General features: G+C 38.3%; 19 protein-coding genes and 1 CRISPR repeat array (1 of these 20 cut by a window edge). Of the genes, 16 read left to right on the plus strand and 3 right to left on the minus strand.

Going from position 1 to position 17473, the window contains the following annotated elements; all coding sequences use genetic code 11:
• The first annotated feature begins 10 nt into the window (after positions 1–10).
• On the plus strand, positions 11–1240 hold the full coding sequence (locus ADH51_RS03185) for a dihydrolipoamide acetyltransferase family protein (protein ID WP_048674345.1): 1230 nt from the start codon (positions 11–13) through the stop codon (positions 1238–1240).
• A gap of 179 nt (positions 1241–1419) precedes the next feature.
• Here the strand turns inward: ADH51_RS03185 and ADH51_RS03190 are convergent, their stop codons facing one another.
• Positions 1420–2013: a class I SAM-dependent methyltransferase gene (locus ADH51_RS03190; RefSeq protein WP_048674347.1), complete on the minus strand. Its 594-nt coding sequence runs from the start codon at positions 2011–2013 to the stop codon at positions 1420–1422.
• A 155-nt stretch (positions 2014–2168) separates the two neighbouring features.
• Here ADH51_RS03190 and ADH51_RS03195 point away from each other — a divergent pair, with 155 nt between their 5' ends.
• From ADH51_RS03195 to ADH51_RS03205, 3 genes are all read left to right on the plus strand, one after another.
• Complete coding sequence (locus ADH51_RS03195) at positions 2169–2750, plus strand: TetR/AcrR family transcriptional regulator (RefSeq protein WP_048674349.1); 582 nt, start codon at positions 2169–2171, stop codon at positions 2748–2750.
• A gap of 96 nt (positions 2751–2846) precedes the next feature.
• Positions 2847–3158 (plus strand): hypothetical protein, encoded by a 312-nt coding sequence (locus ADH51_RS03200; protein ID WP_014633350.1) that lies wholly within the window; start codon positions 2847–2849, stop codon positions 3156–3158.
• Positions 3159–3248: 90 nt separating this feature from the next.
• A complete protein-coding gene (locus ADH51_RS03205) occupies positions 3249–3998 on the plus strand; it encodes a CPBP family intramembrane glutamic endopeptidase (protein ID WP_048674351.1) in 750 nt (249 codons plus the stop codon).
• Positions 3999–4253: 255 nt separating this feature from the next.
• On the opposite strand, the gene ADH51_RS03210 is transcribed toward ADH51_RS03205, so the two are convergent.
• A complete protein-coding gene (locus ADH51_RS03210; protein ID WP_048674353.1) occupies positions 4254–4451 on the minus strand; it encodes a hypothetical protein in 198 nt (65 codons plus the stop codon).
• A gap of 99 nt (positions 4452–4550) precedes the next feature.
• A complete protein-coding gene (locus ADH51_RS03215) occupies positions 4551–4970 on the minus strand; it encodes an SP_0198 family lipoprotein (protein ID WP_048674355.1) in 420 nt (139 codons plus the stop codon).
• 175 nt (positions 4971–5145) lie between these two features.
• Here ADH51_RS03215 and ADH51_RS03220 point away from each other — a divergent pair, with 175 nt between their 5' ends.
• From ADH51_RS03220 to csn2-St, 12 genes are all read left to right on the plus strand, one after another.
• A complete protein-coding gene (locus tag ADH51_RS03220; protein ID WP_048674358.1) occupies positions 5146–5538 on the plus strand; it encodes a YbgA family protein in 393 nt (130 codons plus the stop codon).
• Positions 5535–5897, plus strand: a complete 363-nt coding sequence (locus tag ADH51_RS03225) for a TIGR02328 family protein (protein ID WP_048674360.1) — start codon at positions 5535–5537, stop codon at positions 5895–5897. The genes ADH51_RS03220 and ADH51_RS03225 overlap by 4 nt, the downstream gene beginning before the upstream one ends.
• Before the next feature lie 12 nt (positions 5898–5909).
• On the plus strand, positions 5910–6287 hold the full coding sequence (locus tag ADH51_RS03230; RefSeq protein WP_048674362.1) for a hypothetical protein: 378 nt from the start codon (positions 5910–5912) through the stop codon (positions 6285–6287).
• A gap of 4 nt (positions 6288–6291) precedes the next feature.
• Positions 6292–6654: a hypothetical protein gene (locus tag ADH51_RS03235; RefSeq protein WP_048674364.1), complete on the plus strand. Its 363-nt coding sequence runs from the start codon at positions 6292–6294 to the stop codon at positions 6652–6654.
• 103 nt (positions 6655–6757) lie between these two features.
• Positions 6758–7369, plus strand: coding sequence for a CPBP family intramembrane glutamic endopeptidase (locus tag ADH51_RS03240; RefSeq protein ID WP_048674366.1), 612 nt, complete (start codon positions 6758–6760; stop codon positions 7367–7369).
• 26 nt (positions 7370–7395) lie between these two features.
• Positions 7396–8037, plus strand: coding sequence for a GDSL-type esterase/lipase family protein (locus ADH51_RS03245; protein ID WP_048674368.1), 642 nt, complete (start codon positions 7396–7398; stop codon positions 8035–8037).
• A gap of 95 nt (positions 8038–8132) precedes the next feature.
• A complete protein-coding gene (locus ADH51_RS03250) occupies positions 8133–8747 on the plus strand; it encodes a hypothetical protein (RefSeq protein WP_048674370.1) in 615 nt (204 codons plus the stop codon).
• 239 nt (positions 8748–8986) lie between these two features.
• Entirely contained in the window at positions 8987–10648 is a 1662-nt protein-coding gene (locus ADH51_RS03255; protein WP_048674372.1) for a SulP family inorganic anion transporter, read from the plus strand.
• A gap of 146 nt (positions 10649–10794) precedes the next feature.
• Complete coding sequence (gene cas9 / locus ADH51_RS03260; protein WP_048674373.1) at positions 10795–14196, plus strand: type II CRISPR RNA-guided endonuclease Cas9; 3402 nt, start codon at positions 10795–10797, stop codon at positions 14194–14196.
• A 176-nt stretch (positions 14197–14372) separates the two neighbouring features.
• Complete coding sequence (gene cas1, locus ADH51_RS03265) at positions 14373–15284, plus strand: type II CRISPR-associated endonuclease Cas1 (RefSeq protein ID WP_048674375.1); 912 nt, start codon at positions 14373–14375, stop codon at positions 15282–15284.
• 1 nt (position 15285) lies between these two features.
• The gene (gene cas2 / locus ADH51_RS03270; RefSeq protein ID WP_002946754.1) at positions 15286–15609 is read left to right on the plus strand and encodes a CRISPR-associated endonuclease Cas2; all 324 of its coding nucleotides are present in this window, start codon (positions 15286–15288) and stop codon (positions 15607–15609) included.
• Positions 15606–16658 carry a CRISPR-associated protein Csn2-St gene (csn2-St, locus tag ADH51_RS03275; protein ID WP_048674378.1) on the plus strand — a complete coding sequence of 351 codons (1053 nt, stop codon included), beginning with the start codon at positions 15606–15608 and terminating at the stop codon, positions 16656–16658. The genes cas2 and csn2-St overlap by 4 nt, the downstream gene beginning before the upstream one ends.
• 63 nt (positions 16659–16721) lie before the next feature.
• Positions 16722–17473: a CRISPR direct-repeat array (repeat unit 36 nt; unit sequence GTTTTTGTACTCTCAAGATTTAAGTAACTGTACAAC) (it continues 207 nt past the right edge of the window).

Consider the following 17473-nt stretch of genomic DNA (forward strand, 5'->3'; position numbering starts at 1 on the left):
GAGGGCGCTTATGGCAACAGAAATTTTAATGCCCAAGCTCGGCCTAACCATGACTGAAGGACTCATTCAAAAGTGGTTGGTCCAAGTTGGTGATACAGTAACAAGTGGTCAGCCTTTATTGGAAATTAGTTCTGAAAAATTGACTAGTGAAGTCGAATCCCCTGCTTCTGGGGTTGTTCTTGACATTGTGCATGGTGAAGGTGCTACAGTTAAATGTAAAGAAGTTGTTGGATGGGTTGGCCAGGAAGGAGAAAATGTAGGAACCCAAGAAGCTCCTGCACAAGAGGAAGCTCCAACTGAAGTCGCTAAAGATCCAACACCGTCTAGTCCTAAATCTACTACAGCACCTATAGCTCGTACTAGTGGGGAACGAATTTTCATTACACCGGTAGCTCGTAAGATGGCTACTGAGAAAGGCTATGATATCTCCCTTATTAAAGGAACAGGTGGAAATGGTCGTATTACAAGACGTGATGTAGAATCTTACCAACCAAGTCTTGTTGCTGATAAGGTCGTTGAACCTCTAACACAAGCTATGGCCACAGGACAATACGGTGAGGGACTCGAAGGCATGCGTAAGATTATTGCCGAACGTATGATGAACAGTCTTCATTCTTCTGCTCAAGTGACACTCCATCGTAAGGCTGATTTAACTGAGCTTTTGAAATTCCGTAAAGAACTTAAGGCCAAGGTACATACTCCACTTGAAAATGGTGAACTAGGTATCACAACTCTATTAACTAAAGCAGTAACCAAAGCTTTGAGAGATTTTCCAGCTTTGAATGCTTGGTATGGTGGCGGAATTCATAAGATTCACGAACGCATTCATATTGGTATGGCAACAGCTTTGGATGATGGTTTGGTTGTTCCTGTGATTCAAGACGCAGATCGTATGACTTTAGCAGATCTTGGTCAAAGCATTAAGACTTTGGCTAATCAAGCTCGAAAAGGTACACTTGCATCTGACCTATATAGTGGTTCTACTTTCTCAATTACGAACCTAGGGGGGCCAGGTGTAGAATACTTCACACCAATCCTTAATTCCCCAGAGGTGGCAATCCTTGGTGTAGGAGCAACTCAACAAGCTTTAGCATTTAATGAGGAGGGAGAGGTTGTTCAAAAAGACTATCTTCCATTGAGTCTGAGCTTCGACCATCAAGTCATCGATGGCCTTCCAGCTGCTGAATTTTTAGCAAGAGTTGTTTCTTATCTTGAAGATCCTTATCTCCTTATCTTCTAACAGAAGTATCCATTTGTAAGATGCAATTGTGGACGAATAGGACTTACTAGAGGTATAAAAGTAAAGTAATTGTTGATGTTCCGCAACCTAGTATGAAGAGAAGACTAAATTAGTCTTCTCTTTGTGTTTTGCTAGGGTTGAGACATTAGATTTGATTAAGGAGTTTTTTATTAAATTTCCTAATCACTCTTAGTGACAACATACACAACCCATTTGTAATTTTGCTTTTCTTCAATCTTTGAAAAGCCAATGCTTGTTAACAACTGCATCAATTCATGGCTTGTCCCATAATCTGTCATATGATATTTTATTTTTTCTTTTTCGGAAGCAATAATCAAAGTGGAAGGATTGGACATGACTCTATAGATTTCCTGAAAACTCTGTTTTAAATCCTCCCAGAAAATATGTGTCTGGATGGCAAATACCAAATCAAAATCATTATTTTGGTAGGGAAGGTTTGCTACATTACCAATCCGCAGCTTAACACTTCCGTTTTCTATAGCATCTGAATGAATTCGTCTAGCAGTTTGATAAGACTCCTTAGATATATCAATACCATGAATGTCAAGATTTTTATCTAACTCAAGAAGGTTCTTAATAGTGCTGCCTCCGCCATAGCCGATTTCTAAAATCCGACTATTGTTAGGGATAGTGGTTTGTTTGATTGCCCAAAGGCTGAGTTCTTTGAAATAGGACGACCAGATGTTGGTAATCAATCGACCGACAAGACCACTCGGTTTTCTAGATTGCTTTATAAGATATTGAATGAGCATGTTCTCTCCCATTTTTGAAAATAAAATTTGAAATATACATGATTAAAATTCAAACTTTATTATAGAGAAAGCTAGTAAGAATAGCAAGGGAAAATGAAATATATATTCATATATTTCAAACTTATGCTACAATTGTTTATAACAGAGGTGTTCACATGAATCAATATCAAAAGACAACTGAGAAAAAGAAGCAAGCGATTGTTCAAGCAGCTTTGCGTTTGTTTAAAGACAAAGGTTTTAAGGAAACTAGTATAAAATCTATTGCAGAGGCAGCAGAAGTATCTCCTGTTTCTATCTACAATTATTTCGGGAGTAAAGATAATTTGGTAGCTCTCTGTGTTAATGACTTGTTTGAAGAAGTCACACAGCAAGCTGAGGACATTTTAAATAGTAATCTAGATTTTAAAACAAAATTAAACCAGGCTTTTTCTCTATGTCAGGAGAAAATGAGTCGGCAAATCTCGGACTATTTTCAAGATAAAATGGTGAAAGAACCTACTTTTTCAACTCTCTTAGCGAAAGCGATCACTGCAAAAAAACGTGATATCTATCGTGCTTATATTGAGCTAGGAAAAGAAGAGGGCCTTATTGCTAAAGACCTATCGACAGAGCTTGTCCTAAATGTCATGGATGCTCTTAATGGTATGGGAAATCAGTTAGACCACAGTGACAATTTAGAGACAGAGGTTGAGCAAATTCATCAGATTTTTTTGTATGGTATTTTTGGAAAAAAATGAGTCTAGCTTTCATGTCTTGTCCATCAATCCCAATCAGTTGTATATTCTCATGCATGGGTGTAAAATCTACTATATAAAGATAAAGAGGAAGTAGTAATGGAATTAAAAGATTTTACAGAACAAGAACAAAAGCAAATCGAAAAAGGTTTGAGTACAGCTGAGATTTCTGACAAGGAAGCGGCTAAGAAGTTGCTCGCTCTCGTACCGCAAGAATGGATTAAACGTATTCCTTTCTTTGTCAGAGGGCATGCGACGACCAAGACGGTGGAGCGTGTAGCCAAGCAATACCCTGAACTCTACGCAGTAGCTAAACGCCAAGGGGACCTTCCTGAAAAAGAAGGCCAAGAGCTACGTAAAATCATGACAGCTATCTTTGAAGAAAAAATGAACAAACACAAGATTAAGTAAGATTTATAAAGATTGTGAACAATACCATCTTTGAGTCGATGCGGATTAAGGTGAGATCTATCTGATTTATTATCCCGTAACGGAGGAAAAATGAGCAAATTTATTTCAAAAAAATCAGTCGCTATCTGGTATGCACTGACTGCCCTCCTTGCTACATTTATAGTAGGGCAAGTTATCCTTTGGTGTTTCCCAGATGGAAAGAGCACAGGTGACTCTCTACTGTTTATCCTAATGAACTGTATTCCCCTGATTATGGCGGCTATCTTTTCTCTTGTGTTGAGTGAAGTCAAATCTTTGGGCGATTTTTTCAAAAAGGTCTTTCTTCAAAAAGAAAGTCACCTATCCTGGATCCTAGCTTTCATCATCCCCGTCATCTATTATGGGATTTCAATCCTGCTCATGAATGTTCGCTTTACTGGGAACTCCCTCTTAGCCTTCTTCCTATATCTCCCCTGGACCTTTTTATATGGCGGTCTGGAAGAAGTCGGTTGGCGTTGGTTTTTACAAGAACATCTTTACTTTAGTAAGCACTTTATAACTAAAATGATGGTTCTTTCCATTATCTGGTTCCTCTGGCATATCCCTATCTATCAACTACCTTGGATTACAGCAGGCTCGTCCAACTATCTCATCTTTTACCTGATGATTTTAGGGAATACCTTTCTTTTGGGAGCTCTTAAAGAGTACTCGAGAGGAGCTGTTCCTTGTATCCTCGCTCATATGCTGATCGATAGTCTGGCTGTCCTTATGCTGGTTCAGAGTTCACTCACTCAGATTGTCCTTCTTGTTATTTTCGAAATTCTAGTAGCCTTTTGGCTGGTGGCCATGAGAAAATCATAGAATTAGAGTTGAACCTCCCACTGAATTTCGGTGGGAGCTTTTCTTTCCTATCAGTTGATATAATGACACAGTTTCATTTTTAGGAGGTGACTCGTTTGGCCAAGGATACATTTCATCATCAAAAGGCTGAAAAAGAGAGAAGAGCTCCGTAAAATCATGAGAGACATCTTTGAAGAAAAAATGAATAAACACAAGATTAAGTAATGTTGTATCAAAAGAGGTATAAGTCTACAAACTTATACCTCTTTCATATCTTTACTTCTTACTTGATTTGGATAGGGTGATGGCAACCATTGTCGCACACAGGAAAAAGGCTGCTAGTAAACCTTTTGTAGTCGTGGTCATAAAGGGTTTATCAAAGACATAATAGTTATAGACAGAAAATCCCAGTCCAATAAGAGTTACAATAATCGACACAACAAATAGCGTCACCCATAATCTTCTTTGAGTCATCGTCAACCTCCTGTTTGTATTCGTTTTCTTTCTGCCTATAGTATAACATAAAAAACCTTAGCTAAATTCCAGAGAGTGGATTGGCTAAGGTTTTTAATTTTATTTCGTCAAGATAACCGTATCATTTGGATCGTGGTCATCATCTTCAATAGTCAGCTGATTACCGTCGAGTTTGTAGAATTTGGTATCGTCACCAATCGTTAGACTTTGATTGTCAGGGTTAATTGTTACAGACTTGCTTTCCTTCTCGCCATCTGCTTCGTCCTCTTCCCAAGTTCCAGTATTTCCAGAGATGGTTAGGGTAATGCGATCATTTTCATCAGTCCCTTTATAGGTGCCATCTAGCCCTTCAGTCTGTTTAGAAACTTCAGAACTTTGTGAAGATAAAACCTTACTTGAACTTTGTTGGGTGCTAGCAGAGCTTTCAGGTGTTTGAGCTTTCTGGTTTGAGCAGGCTGCTAAAAGACCAAGAACTGCCATAGAGGCAAGAGAAAGTGTGAGTTTTTTGGACAATGTCATAGGCTTTGTCTCCTTTCTTTGATACCTTAAGTATAGCAAACGCTTATACATAAACCAAACAAAATCCCTTTTCTGAAAATAGTTGAAAATCACTCTTCAAATTCTCAAAGGCATAATCTATTATCCCCATTTAAACTATGCTATACTGATAAAAAAGCAAGAAGGAAGATTCCTAATGACAACTACCAATCCACGTCGCCAGTGCGAGCGACTTTGGGCAGCAAATAAGTACCTGGTGCTCAGCCATTCAAACAAGATTTACTTAGAAATCCGTAACTATCTCAAGAATGATGAGGTTAGTTTGGATCAGGTTCAGGCCTACATTGATCAAGCCCTGGACCTTCCTGAAAATCCTGGTCAGGTCGTCAATGCCTTCCAACATATCTGGGGTTACTTTAAGAAAAAAGCGACTGCCAACGAGAAGGAAATGTTTATGGCCCAACTGGAAAGCTATGCGACAGGTCGAATTCCTCAGATGTGTTTGGTGGCATCCGTCAAAGAGCTCCTCATCAAGTACCCAAATCGCTATCTGGAGGAGTCAACTCTGATTAATGGAGGTAGCAAATGAGACTATGGCATCAAGCCTTGATTTCAAAACTACCCCGTCAGCAATTATTAGGGCAGCACCGAGAATGTTGTGCCCTTCGTGGTAAGGGATGGCAACGCAAACATGCGACGGTTAACTATGTTTTTGATTATTCACCGTATCGCTTGTTTAAGTACCATGAGCTTATTATGCAAGAAATGGCGGAACGTGGCTATCGTGTCAGCCCAGAGTGGTTGGACAAGGAGTATCGAGGCAAGCAGATGCCAGCCTACGATAAGATTGAAGTGGAGAAGCTACCAGTCATCATTTACCCAGAGCATGATACTGCCTATTTACAGGAATGTCTGGACAATCTCAAGCAAAAAGGAATCATCATCTAAAGGAGGAAAACGATGCATTTGTTTAAGTGGCTTGCACCTAAAAAGAAAGCAGCAGAAGGCCTTGTCATGCGTATTTCGACAGCTGATCAGGTAGACTATGCGACGATGACAAACCCAAGTGACAGTGATATCTGGGATGCCTTGGTGCAACTTCCAGTATCCTACGATAGTCTCTATCTTACATATGGAGATAAAGAGTCAATGAGCTTTATCTTTGTTGAATACGAGGATGACAAGTATCGCTTGGAACATGACACACCTAAGCTAGGATTAGAATTGACAAATGTCGCGCGTGTATCCCAACAAGTTGCCAGAGATATCCTTATTCACTTTTCTAAAGAGCACACAGTGATTTTGGACGACCATTGGAAACAAGAGAAAGTAAGGTAGTCCTATGGCATATCTTACCCCAGAAACCAGACGTAAACGACGAAAAGCCTTTTGTTTAATTATTGAAATCATTTGTCTGGTTCATTTTGCAATCATTGTCCCGCGAGACCGGATTTTTACTCCTGAAAAATGGGCTCAAACACCAGCTCCTATGCGACACAAACTCATGTGGAGTTTTCACCGGCAGTATCAGCTTGAGGGCATGACGAGAAAAGAAGTTGAGAAACTCTTGGGCAAGGGGAGTGATCTTCAAGGAAGTGTTGAGTACAAGCTGAAGGACGATTGGATTGGTGGTTGGCGTGTTTACCATATTGACTATAAGCAAGACCGTGTGATTCGTGCCAAAGAAATGTGGCTAGACTGGTGAGAATGGGCTTTTTCTTCCCCTAAAAGTAGTATAATCAAGGTGTAAAGGTAATCGTTTTCAAAAGAACGAAGCTGTCTTTTGAATAGAAATGGAGGACAAACTCATGACCCTATTTATGTCTAAACTGATGAGCGGTATTATGGAACTGCTCATAGTCTCTGTCGTTCCTTTTATCACTTGGTTAATTTGGAGCAGGAAAAGGGTCGGTTTCTTTGACTGGATTGGGTTGAAGAAAGTTGAGAGTCAGAAGAAGAGGCAATTACTACTGACCATTTTTGGTTTTACCCTACTTTTTACTCTTTTTTCGATTGTAGTCTTTAGTTGGTTTGACTCTAGCAAAACGGCCACAGCAGATTTTTCTGGAAAGGGAATTGGAGCTCTTCCTGCTATTCTAGCCTACGCTATCTTAGGGACTGCCTTGCCTGAAGAAATCTTCTTTAGAGGTTTTCTATTAAAAAGGATGCAAGGAAAACTAGGATTTCTAGGAGCAAATCTGGTTCAGTCTCTCTTATTTGGGCTCATCCATGGGTATATGTTTATCCAACTAATCGGTGACCTAAAAGCTATGGCTATTTTTGCCTTTATTAGTCTCATAGCTTTCGTTTTGGGTGCTATCAATGAAAAGAAAGCAAATGGCTCCATTCTTCCAAGTGTCTTTATTCACGCCTTGGCCAATACGGTTGTAGGGTTGCTCTTTGCCTTCTCCCTCATTTAGATAAAATTATATAGAAGAAAGTTATCATGGATGAATTAAAAGAAATCAAACTTAAAAATTATCAGTACTTAAATGAGGTCGCTATCAAGGGGGAGACGCTTTTCACGGGCTCCTCTCTCATGGAGCTTTTTCCCATTTGTGAAATCGCTAGGAGTAGAGGTATCGACGATATCATCTACAATCGAGGCATCAGTGGTTTGAATACGGATGAATTTCACCAGCATCTCCATCCCCTGCTTTTGGATCTGCAACCGAGTAAGGTTTTCATCAATATCGGTACCAATGACATGACCGAGGAGCCTTATGGAGTTCAGTGGTTACAACATATGACGGCAAATATCAGCCAAATTCTGGAGCAAACATTTGCTATTTTGCCCCATACCAAGATTTACCTCATGGCTTTTTACCCAGCCAATCTACATCTGCCTTGGCAGACACCGGCATCTATCCAGTGGATGAAACTGCGGACTCCTGAAAATCTTGACCGCTGTAACCAGGCTCTTGAGGAAATCGCCAAAACCTATGGCTGCCACTTCATTAATTGTAATGCTGAGCTGGTCAATGATAGAAAAGAGCAGAAGGCTGAGCACACCTATGACGGCGTCCACCTTTATGCCAATGCTTACTTAAAAGTCTTTGAAGTTCTGGAGCCATATCTCCTGCATTAAGAAAATATGAGAGAATTTCCAGTTCTTACTCGCTTTTTTCCCTTGATTACAGTACAATAGACGTCAAAAGTGAAAAATTGAAATGAGGTATCCCTATGTGGAAATGGTTTAAACGACTCATTGTCCTCGTCATTGTGGTCTTTTTTGCAGTGGCGGCTCTACTTATTCCGGACAAGATCGACAGTCAGGACCAATTAAAAAATGTATCAACACAAACATCCCTTGCTGATTTAGCCCAGGCTGGTATTGGTGGGGCGTCCCTTTCATCAGGCGGGGTTTCAACTGAGATTAATCTTGACAGTAATCAGTTTCGTCAAATCCTAAAAGCAAGCATGGCTGATTCTAATGACGAGACCTTGCAAAACAGTAGCGTAGAGTTGAATGATTCCTATCTAACAGCTAAGGTTCCCGTATCTCTTGGGCCTATCGGATCAACATTTAGCCTTGATTTTACGGTCAGCACTAACAAGGAAGTCATCCTACTAGATTTGGCAGGTGCCCACCTGGGTCGCCTTCCAGTTTCAAAATCACTGGTTCTGCCTTACCTCAAGAAGAGCATTGCCCAGTCCAGCAGTGGTATTCAAATGGTTAATGACCAAATTCAGCTCAAGCTTCCTGAAATCGGCTATGAAATTGAGCAAGCCTCTGTGACCAATAGCAAGATGAAGGTTAAACTTAACATTCCGATTTCCTTGCCAACAAGTTGGTAATCTATAATGAATCTTTCAAAACAAGTCCATAGTCTGGACTTGTTTTTTGATACCTTCACTTCTAAACTAAGAAAGTTAAAAAATTCTTGAAATAATAGCTTTAAATCCCTCAATCCCCTAGAAAATGAGCTTTTCCTATGCTATCATAAGATTGTAAAATTGATAAGCGTCTGACACTCATTGAAAAAGAGTTATTTCACTGAGTTAAAGAGTTTTAGGATAGTAGTTAGGAGGAAAAAATGGACGCTTTAAAATATATCACACCCAAATTTTTCACTACCATCAGGACTTATTCCAAGGGACAGTTCATCAAGGACCTGATTGCAGGAGTTATCGTGGCTATCATTGCCCTGCCCTTGTCGATTGCTCTAGCGATTGCCTCTGGTGTTAATCCCGAACAAGGTCTATACACAGCAGTGGTTGCAGGTTTTTTTATTTCCTTTTTAGGAGGTAGCCGAGTTCAGATTGGTGGACCTACCGCAGCCTTCGTTGTCATCATCTATGGCATCATCGCCCAGTATGGCATGGCGGGTCTGACTGTTGCCACGCTCATGGCGGGACTCATGCTTATTATCATGGGGCTCCTGCGTTTTGGCGACCTGATTAAATTCATTCCCAAAACCATCACACTTGGCTTTACCTTGGGGATTGCCGTTGGGATTGTGGCTGGACAGATTAAGGATTTTCTAGGCCTTGAGATGAAGTCGGTGCCAGCTGAGTTTCTGGAAAAGATGATTGCCTATGGAGAGCATCTTTCGAGTATTAGTTGGGCGACTCTAGCTATCGGTATTTTAGCCCTGCTCATTCAAATCTTTTGGCCACGCCTTTCTCAGAAAATTCCGGGTTCTCTGGTTGCTATCTTTGTGACCACAGCTATCGTTGCTTTTGGTCATCTCCCCGTCAAAACCATTGGTGACCTTTACACCATCAAGGCGGGACTCCCAAGTTTTACGGTTCCTGACCTATCATTTTCTTTGATTCGCCAGATGATTTCGCCAGCCTTCACCATTGCGATACTTGCTGCCATTGAATCGCTCCTTTCTTGTGTGGTTTCAGATGGCATGATTGGTGGTAATCACCGCTCTAATGCAGAATTGGTCGGCCAAGGTGTCGGGAATATCATGTCAGCCCTCTTTGGCGGGATTCCGGCAACGGGTGCTATTGCCCGTACCGCAGCCAACGTCAAAAATGGCGGACGAACACCAGTAGCAGGTATGGTTCATGCCTTCACCCTGCTTCTGATTTTACTCTTCCTCATGCCTTACGCCTCATTGATTCCTATGACCTGTCTGGCCTCAATCCTTATGATTGTCGGTTATAACATGAGTGGTTGGCGTACAGTTGGTCGTATGATCAAACGTGCCCCTAAGAGTGATGTGGCGGTTCTGCTAGTGACTTTTGTCTTAACCGTTTTCTTTGACCTAGTAGTTGCCATCGAATTTGGTATGGTCCTAGCAGCCTTCCTCTTCCTCAAACGCATGTCCGACGTGGCTCAAATTCGTCAGTGGGTGGACAAGGAAAATCTGGACGATCCAGTTTTGTCCGAGGATAGCGACTTGAAACAAGTTCCTAAAAACGCTGTCGTCTATGAAGTTTTTGGTGCCCTCTTCTTTGGTGCAGCCAATAACTTCTTGAATGTGATCAATGATGAAACTAAGAATGTTCTCATCCTACGCATGCGAAACGTTCCAGCCATGGATATCTCAGGCCTAGATGCCCTTGAAGAAACCCTGGCCATCTGCCAAAAACGTGGCATGACCTTGCTTCTTTCTCACGTTAATGCTCAACCCTACAGAGTGCTTGAAAAATCAGGCTTTATCCAAACTATTGGACCAGACCATATCTGTGAGTCGACCGATCAAGCCCTTGAAAAAGCAGCAGCCCTAGCACAAGAAGCTTAGACAAATGTTTTTAATACAAGAAGAAAAAGCCAGTTCAACTGAACTTGGCTTTTTAAAATATAAACAAAGACAGCGTTTACAAATTTTGTTGTAAATTTTCAGATATTATTGTAAAATATTAGAAAAAAGCATAAGGAGATTCTTAAATGAGCGACTTAGTTTTAGGACTTGATATCGGTATAGGTTCTGTTGGTGTAGGTATCCTTAATAAAGTGACGGGAGAAATTATCCATAAGAACTCACGCATTTTCCCAGCAGCTCAAGCGGAGAATAATGTAGTACGTAGAACAAATCGTCAAGGAAGACGATTGACACGACGTAAAAAACATCGTAGAGTTCGTTTAAATCACATATTTGAAGAAAGTGGATTAATCACTGATTTTACGAAGGTTTCAATCAATCTAAACCCATATCAATTGCGAGTTAAGGGTTTGACCGATGAATTGTCTAATGAAGAATTGTTTATCGCTCTTAAAAATATGGTGAAACACCGTGGGATTAGTTATCTTGATGATGCAAGTGATGACGGAAATTCATCAGTAGGTGACTATGCACAAATTGTCAAAGAGAACAGCAAACAATTAGAAACAAAAACACCAGGCCAGATTCAATTGGAACGCTATCAAAAATATGGTCAATTACGTGGTGATTTTACTATTGAGGAGGATGGAAAAAAACATCGCTTAATTAATGTCTTTCCAACATCAGCTTATCGAGCAGAAGCACTGAGAATACTGCAAACCCAACAAGAATTTAATCCACAGATTACCGATGAATTTATTAATAGTTATCTCCAAATTCTAACTGGAAAACGTAAATATTATCACGGACCAGGAAATGAGAAATCAAGAACTGACTATGGTCGTTATAGAACATCTGGAGAAACTTTAGACAATATTTTTGGAATTCTAATTGGGAAATGTACATTTTATCCAGAAGAGTTTAGAGCAGCAAAAGCTTCCTACACGGCTCAAGAATTCAATTTGCTAAATGATTTGAACAATCTAACCGTTCCAACAGAAACCAAGAAGTTAAGTGTAGAACAGAAGAATCAAATCATTACCTATGTCAAAAATGAAAAGGCGATGGGTCCAGCGAAACTCTTTAAGTATATCGCTAAACTACTTGCTTGCGATGTTGCGGATATCAAGGGATATCGTATCGACAAATCAGACAAACCAGAAATTCATACTTTCGAAGCTTACCGAAAAATGAAGACGCTTGAAACCATTGATGTTGAGCAAATGGAGAGAGAAAAACTTGATAAGTTGGCCTATGTCTTAACATTAAATACGGAGAAGGAAGGTATCCAAGAAGCGATAGAGCATGAGTTTGCTGATGGTACCTTCAGTCAGGAGCAAATTGATGAATTTGTTCAATTTCGCAAAGCAAATAGTTCCATCTTTGGAAAAGGCTGGCATAATTTTTCTGTCAAGTTGATGATGGAGTTAATTCCAGAATTGTATGCAACGACAGAAGAACAAATGACTATTCTGACACGACTTGGAAAACAAAAAACAACTTCGTCTTCAAATAAAGCCAAATATATTGATGAGAAACAACTAACTGAAGAAATCTACAATCCTGTTGTTGCTAAGTCTGTTCGTCAAGCTATTAAAATCGTAAATGCGGCAATCAAAGAATATGGTGACTTTGACAATATTGTCATCGAAATGGCTCGTGAAACAAATGAAGATGACGAAAAGAAAGCTATTCAAAAGATTCAAAAAGCTAATAAAGATGAAAAGGATGCAGCCATGCTTAAGGCTGCCAACCAATATAATGGAAAGGCTGAATTACCACATAGTGTTTTCCACGGTCATAAGCAATTAGCAACCAAAATCCGTCTCTGGCATCAGCAAGGAGAACGTTGCCTTTATACTGGTAAAACAATTTCAATTCATGATTTGATTAATAATCCTAATCAATTTGAAATAGATCATATTTTACCTCTCTCTATTACCTTTGATGATAGCCTTGCCAATAAGGTTTTGGTTTATGCAACTGCTAACCAAGAAAAAGGACAACGAACACCTTACCAGGCTTTAGATAGTATGGATGGTGCATGGTCTTTCCGTGAATTAAAAGCCTTTGTCCGTGAATCAAAAACTCTTTCAAATAAGAAAAAAGAATATCTTCTTACGGAAGAGGATATTTCAAAATTTGATGTTCGAAAGAAATTTATTGAACGAAACCTTGTAGATACAAGATATGCTTCAAGAGTTGTCCTCAATGCCCTTCAAGAACACTTTAGAGCTCACAAGATTGATACAAAAGTTTCCGTGGTTCGTGGGCAATTCACATCTCAATTGAGACGCCATTGGGGAATTGAGAAGACTCGTGATACCTATCATCACCATGCTGTTGATGCACTGATCATTGCTGCTTCAAGTCAGTTGAATTTGTGGAAAAAACAAAAGAATACTCTTGTAAATTATTCAGAAAACCAACTACTTGATATTGAAACTGGTGAACTTATTAGTGATGATGAGTACAAGGAATCTGTATTCAAAGCCCCTTATCAACATTTTGTTGATACGTTAAAGAGTAAAGAATTTGAAGACAGTATCTTATTCTCATATCAAGTGGATTCTAAGTTTAATCGAAAGATTTCTGATGCAACAATTTACGCAACAAGAAAAGCGAAATTAGATAAAGAGAAAAAAGAATACACTTATACTTTGGGGAAAATAAAAGATATCTATGCTTTAGGGACAAAAACTCCTTCTAAAACGGGATTTTATAAGTTTTTAGATTTATACAAAAAGGATAAATCTCAATTCTTAATGTATCAGAAGGATAGAAAAACTTGGGATGAAGTAATAGAGAAGATATTGGAACAATATCGACCATTTAAAGAAAAGGACAAAAATGGAAAAGAGGTTGATTTTAATCCTTTTGAAAAATATAGAATTGAAAATGGACCTATTCGCAAGTATAGTCGAAAAGGCAATGGCCCAGAAATCAAGAGTCTTAAATACTACGATAATCTCCTAGGAAGATTTGTTGATATAACTCCCTCAGAAAGTAAAAATCCTGTAGCTTTACTATCTTTGAATCCTTGGAGAACAGATGTATACTACAATACAGAAACAAGAAAATATGAATTCTTAGGATTAAAGTATGCAGATTTGTGTTTCGAAAAAGGAGGTTCTTACGGTATTTCAAAAGTTAAGTATAATAAAATAAGAGAGAAAGAAGGAATTGGTAAGAATTCAGAATTTAAGTTTACACTGTATAAGAATGATTTAATTTTAATTAAGGATACTGAAACAAATTGTCAACAAATCTTTAGATTTTGGTCTCGTACTGGAAAGGATAATCCAAAAAGTTTTGAAAAGCATAAATTAGAATTAAAACCTTATGAAAAAACAAGATTCGAGAAAGGAGAAGAACTTAAGGTATTAGGAAAGGTACCTCCTTCTTCTAATCGATTGCAAAAGAATATGCAGATAGAAAATCTTTCTATTTACAAAGTAAGAACAGATGTCCTAGGAAATCAGCATATCATCAAAAATGAGGGTGATAAGCCTAAGCTAGATTTTTAATATTAATTGTTAAAAAGTGTTGCAATTATAGTTATCATATACTATAATAATCGTGTAAGGGACGCCTTACACAGTTACTTAAATCTTGCAGAAGCTACAAAGATAAGGCTTCATGCCGAAATCAACACCCTGTCATTTTATGGCAGGGTGTTTTCGTTATTTAAAAAGGAGAAGAAATGACTTGGAGAGTTGTACATGTCAGTCAAAGTGAGAAGATGCGCTTAAAGCTTGATAACTTGTTAGTGAAAAAGATGGGTCAAGAGTTTACGGTGCCACTTAGTGATATTTCGATAATAGTTGCTGAAGGTGGGGATACAGTTGTTACTCTTCGATTATTAAGTGCCCTAAGTAAATATAATATTGCCTTAGTTGTCTGTGATAACGAACATTTACCAACAGGGATTTATCACTCGCAAAATGGGCATTTTAGAGCCTACAAGCGCTTGAAAGAACAGATGGACTGGACGCAGAAGCAAAAGGATAAGGCGTGGCAGATTGTGACTTACTATAAAATCAATAACCAAGAGGATGTCCTAGCCATGTTTGAAAAAAGTCTGGATAACATTAGATTACTTTCAGACTATAAAGAGCAGATAGAACCTGGTGATAGAACCAATAGAGAGGGACATGCTGCCAAGGTCTACTTTAATGAACTTTTTGGTAAAGAATTTGTCAGAGTAACACAGCAAGAGGCTGATGTTATCAATGCTGGCTTAAACTATGGCTACGCTATCATGAGGGCACAGATGGCTAGAATAGTGGCGGGTTATGGTTTAAATGGACTATTAGGAATCTTCCATAAAAATGAATACAATCAGTTTAATTTGGTTGATGACTTGATGGAGCCATTTAGACAGATTGTAGATGTTTGGGTTTATGATAATCTACGAGATCAAGAATTCCTTAAGTATGAGTATAGGTTGAGATTGACAGATTTACTCAATGCTAAAATCAAATATGGCAAAGAGACTTGCTCAGTGACAGTTGCTATGGACAAATATGTCAAAGGCTTTATCAAATATATTTCGGAAAAAGATAGTAGTAAATTTCACTGCCCAGTGGTATCAAGTTTAGAGTGGAGAAAATAAGATGAGGTATGAAGCGTTGAGATTATTATGTTTTTTTGATTTGCCAATGGAATCCAAGGATGAAAAAAGAATCTATCGAAATTTTCGTAAAGAATTAATTTCAAATGGGTTTGAAATGTTACAATTTTCGGTCTATTATCGCACTTGTCCTAATAGAAGCTTTGCAAATAAATTTTATAAGAAACTAAAGATGAGCAATCTACCTGCTGGAAATGTGAGACTTTTGGCGGTTACTGAAAAGCAATTTTCAGAAATGACATTAATCATAGGTGGCAAAACTAAGCAAGAAGAAATCGTCAGTGATAATAAGTTGGTGGTTATATGAAATTTTTTGTACAACATCCTTACAAGGAACGTATTGAATTGAATATTGGTGCAATCACACAAATTGTTGGTCAGAATAAAGAACTCAAATATTATATTTGGCAGATTTTGAGCTGGTATTTTGGTGGAAAAAAATACTCAAGTGAGGACTTAAGTATTTTTGATTATGAGGAGCCTACTATACTTGATGTGACTGGAGAAATAGTGAAACAAAGTGGTTATCACTATATCGACATTTCATGTTTTAAGGATTTACTTGAGCAGATGGAATATAAGAAAGGAACACTTGCTCAGGGTTACCTTAGTAAAATTGTCAATCAGGTTGATGTTGTAGCCTATTTGGAGAAAATAAATGAACAAGTTGAGCTCATAGAAGGAGCGATGAATCAGCATATAAACTTAAACAGCGGTCAGGCGGAATACCATTTAGAGAATCAACCTCTGACACTAAATCAACTACTTTCAAAAAACTTTAGTCCATTTTTTGCCATTGAGAACAAGAATTTATCTTTTGAATGGGTTTCAAATACTGATAAACTATTCCTCTTTTTAGAAATGTTAGACCGTCTTCTGTCACAAACGACAGAGAAATATCTCATTGTGCTAAAAAATATTGATAGTTTTATTTCAGAGGAATCATATGATAGTTTTTATAAGCAAATTAGTCAGATAGTCAAAAAGTATCCAAACTTAACCCTTATTTTATTTCCTAGTGACCAAGGCTATTTAAAGATTGATGAAGAAAATAGCAAGTTCGTGAATATTTTATCTGACCAGGTGGAGCATTTGTACGATGTTGAGTTTATGTATGAAAGGGTAAAGAAACATTATCCAAGTAATAATTTTCCAACGATAGAGGATTTTAGGATGTCCTTAGAGACCGTAACGCCTTATTTATTGACAAAAATGCTGAGACAACCTAGTCTCTCACTTATAGATTCAGCAATTTTAAATATCTTAAATCAGTTGTTTCACTTTAACTACTGTATAAGATATTCTCAGACACCTGATGAGGAGCTATTGCATAAATTTTTAGAAAGTAAGAATTGACAAGGACAGTTATTGATTTTATAATCACTATGTGGGTATAAAAACGTCAAAATTTCATTTGAGGTTTTTGTACTCTCAAGATTTAAGTAACTGTACAACATCATTGCCTTTCCGAATGGCGTTGAGGTGGTTTTTGTACTCTCAAGATTTAAGTAACTGTACAACAGTAGTTGTTTTACCCTCCCCCTCATCTGCGTTTTTGTACTCTCAAGATTTAAGTAACTGTACAACTATGGGAAACGTGTTTATTCAAGGGTGTTCGTTTTTGTACTCTCAAGATTTAAGTAACTGTACAACATAACCGTACACACCTTGGTCGTTTGAGTGGTTTTTGTACTCTCAAGATTTAAGTAACTGTACAACTCCGCTACATATTGCGGGACGACTGGTCTAGTTTTTGTACTCTCAAGATTTAAGTAACTGTACAACCTGATGCTGGTCAAAACTGGTTGAAAGGCTGTTTTTGTACTCTCAAGATTTAAGTAACTGTACAACAGAATTCCAAGGCGGCATTCCGGGCATCCGTTTTTGTACTCTCAAGATTTAAGTAACTGTACAACCTTACAAGCAAGTCTTCATCAATACCTACAGTTTTTGTACTCTCAAGATTTAAGTAACTGTACAACTAGGTGCCTCTAAAGCTGACCTAGAAACTAGTTTTTGTACTCTCAAGATTTAAGTAACTGTACAACTTCTTCACTTTCACTTTGAAATTGTTAGATGTTTTTGTACTCTCAAGATTTAAGTAACTGTACAACAGCCTTTGACGAAAGCAACCGTCCAACGAGGTTTTTGTACTCTCAAGATTTAAGTAA

The organism is Streptococcus sp. 449_SSPC, assembly GCF_001073005.1.
In the GTDB taxonomy this organism is placed as follows: Bacteria; Bacillota; Bacilli; order Lactobacillales; family Streptococcaceae; genus Streptococcus; species Streptococcus salivarius_F.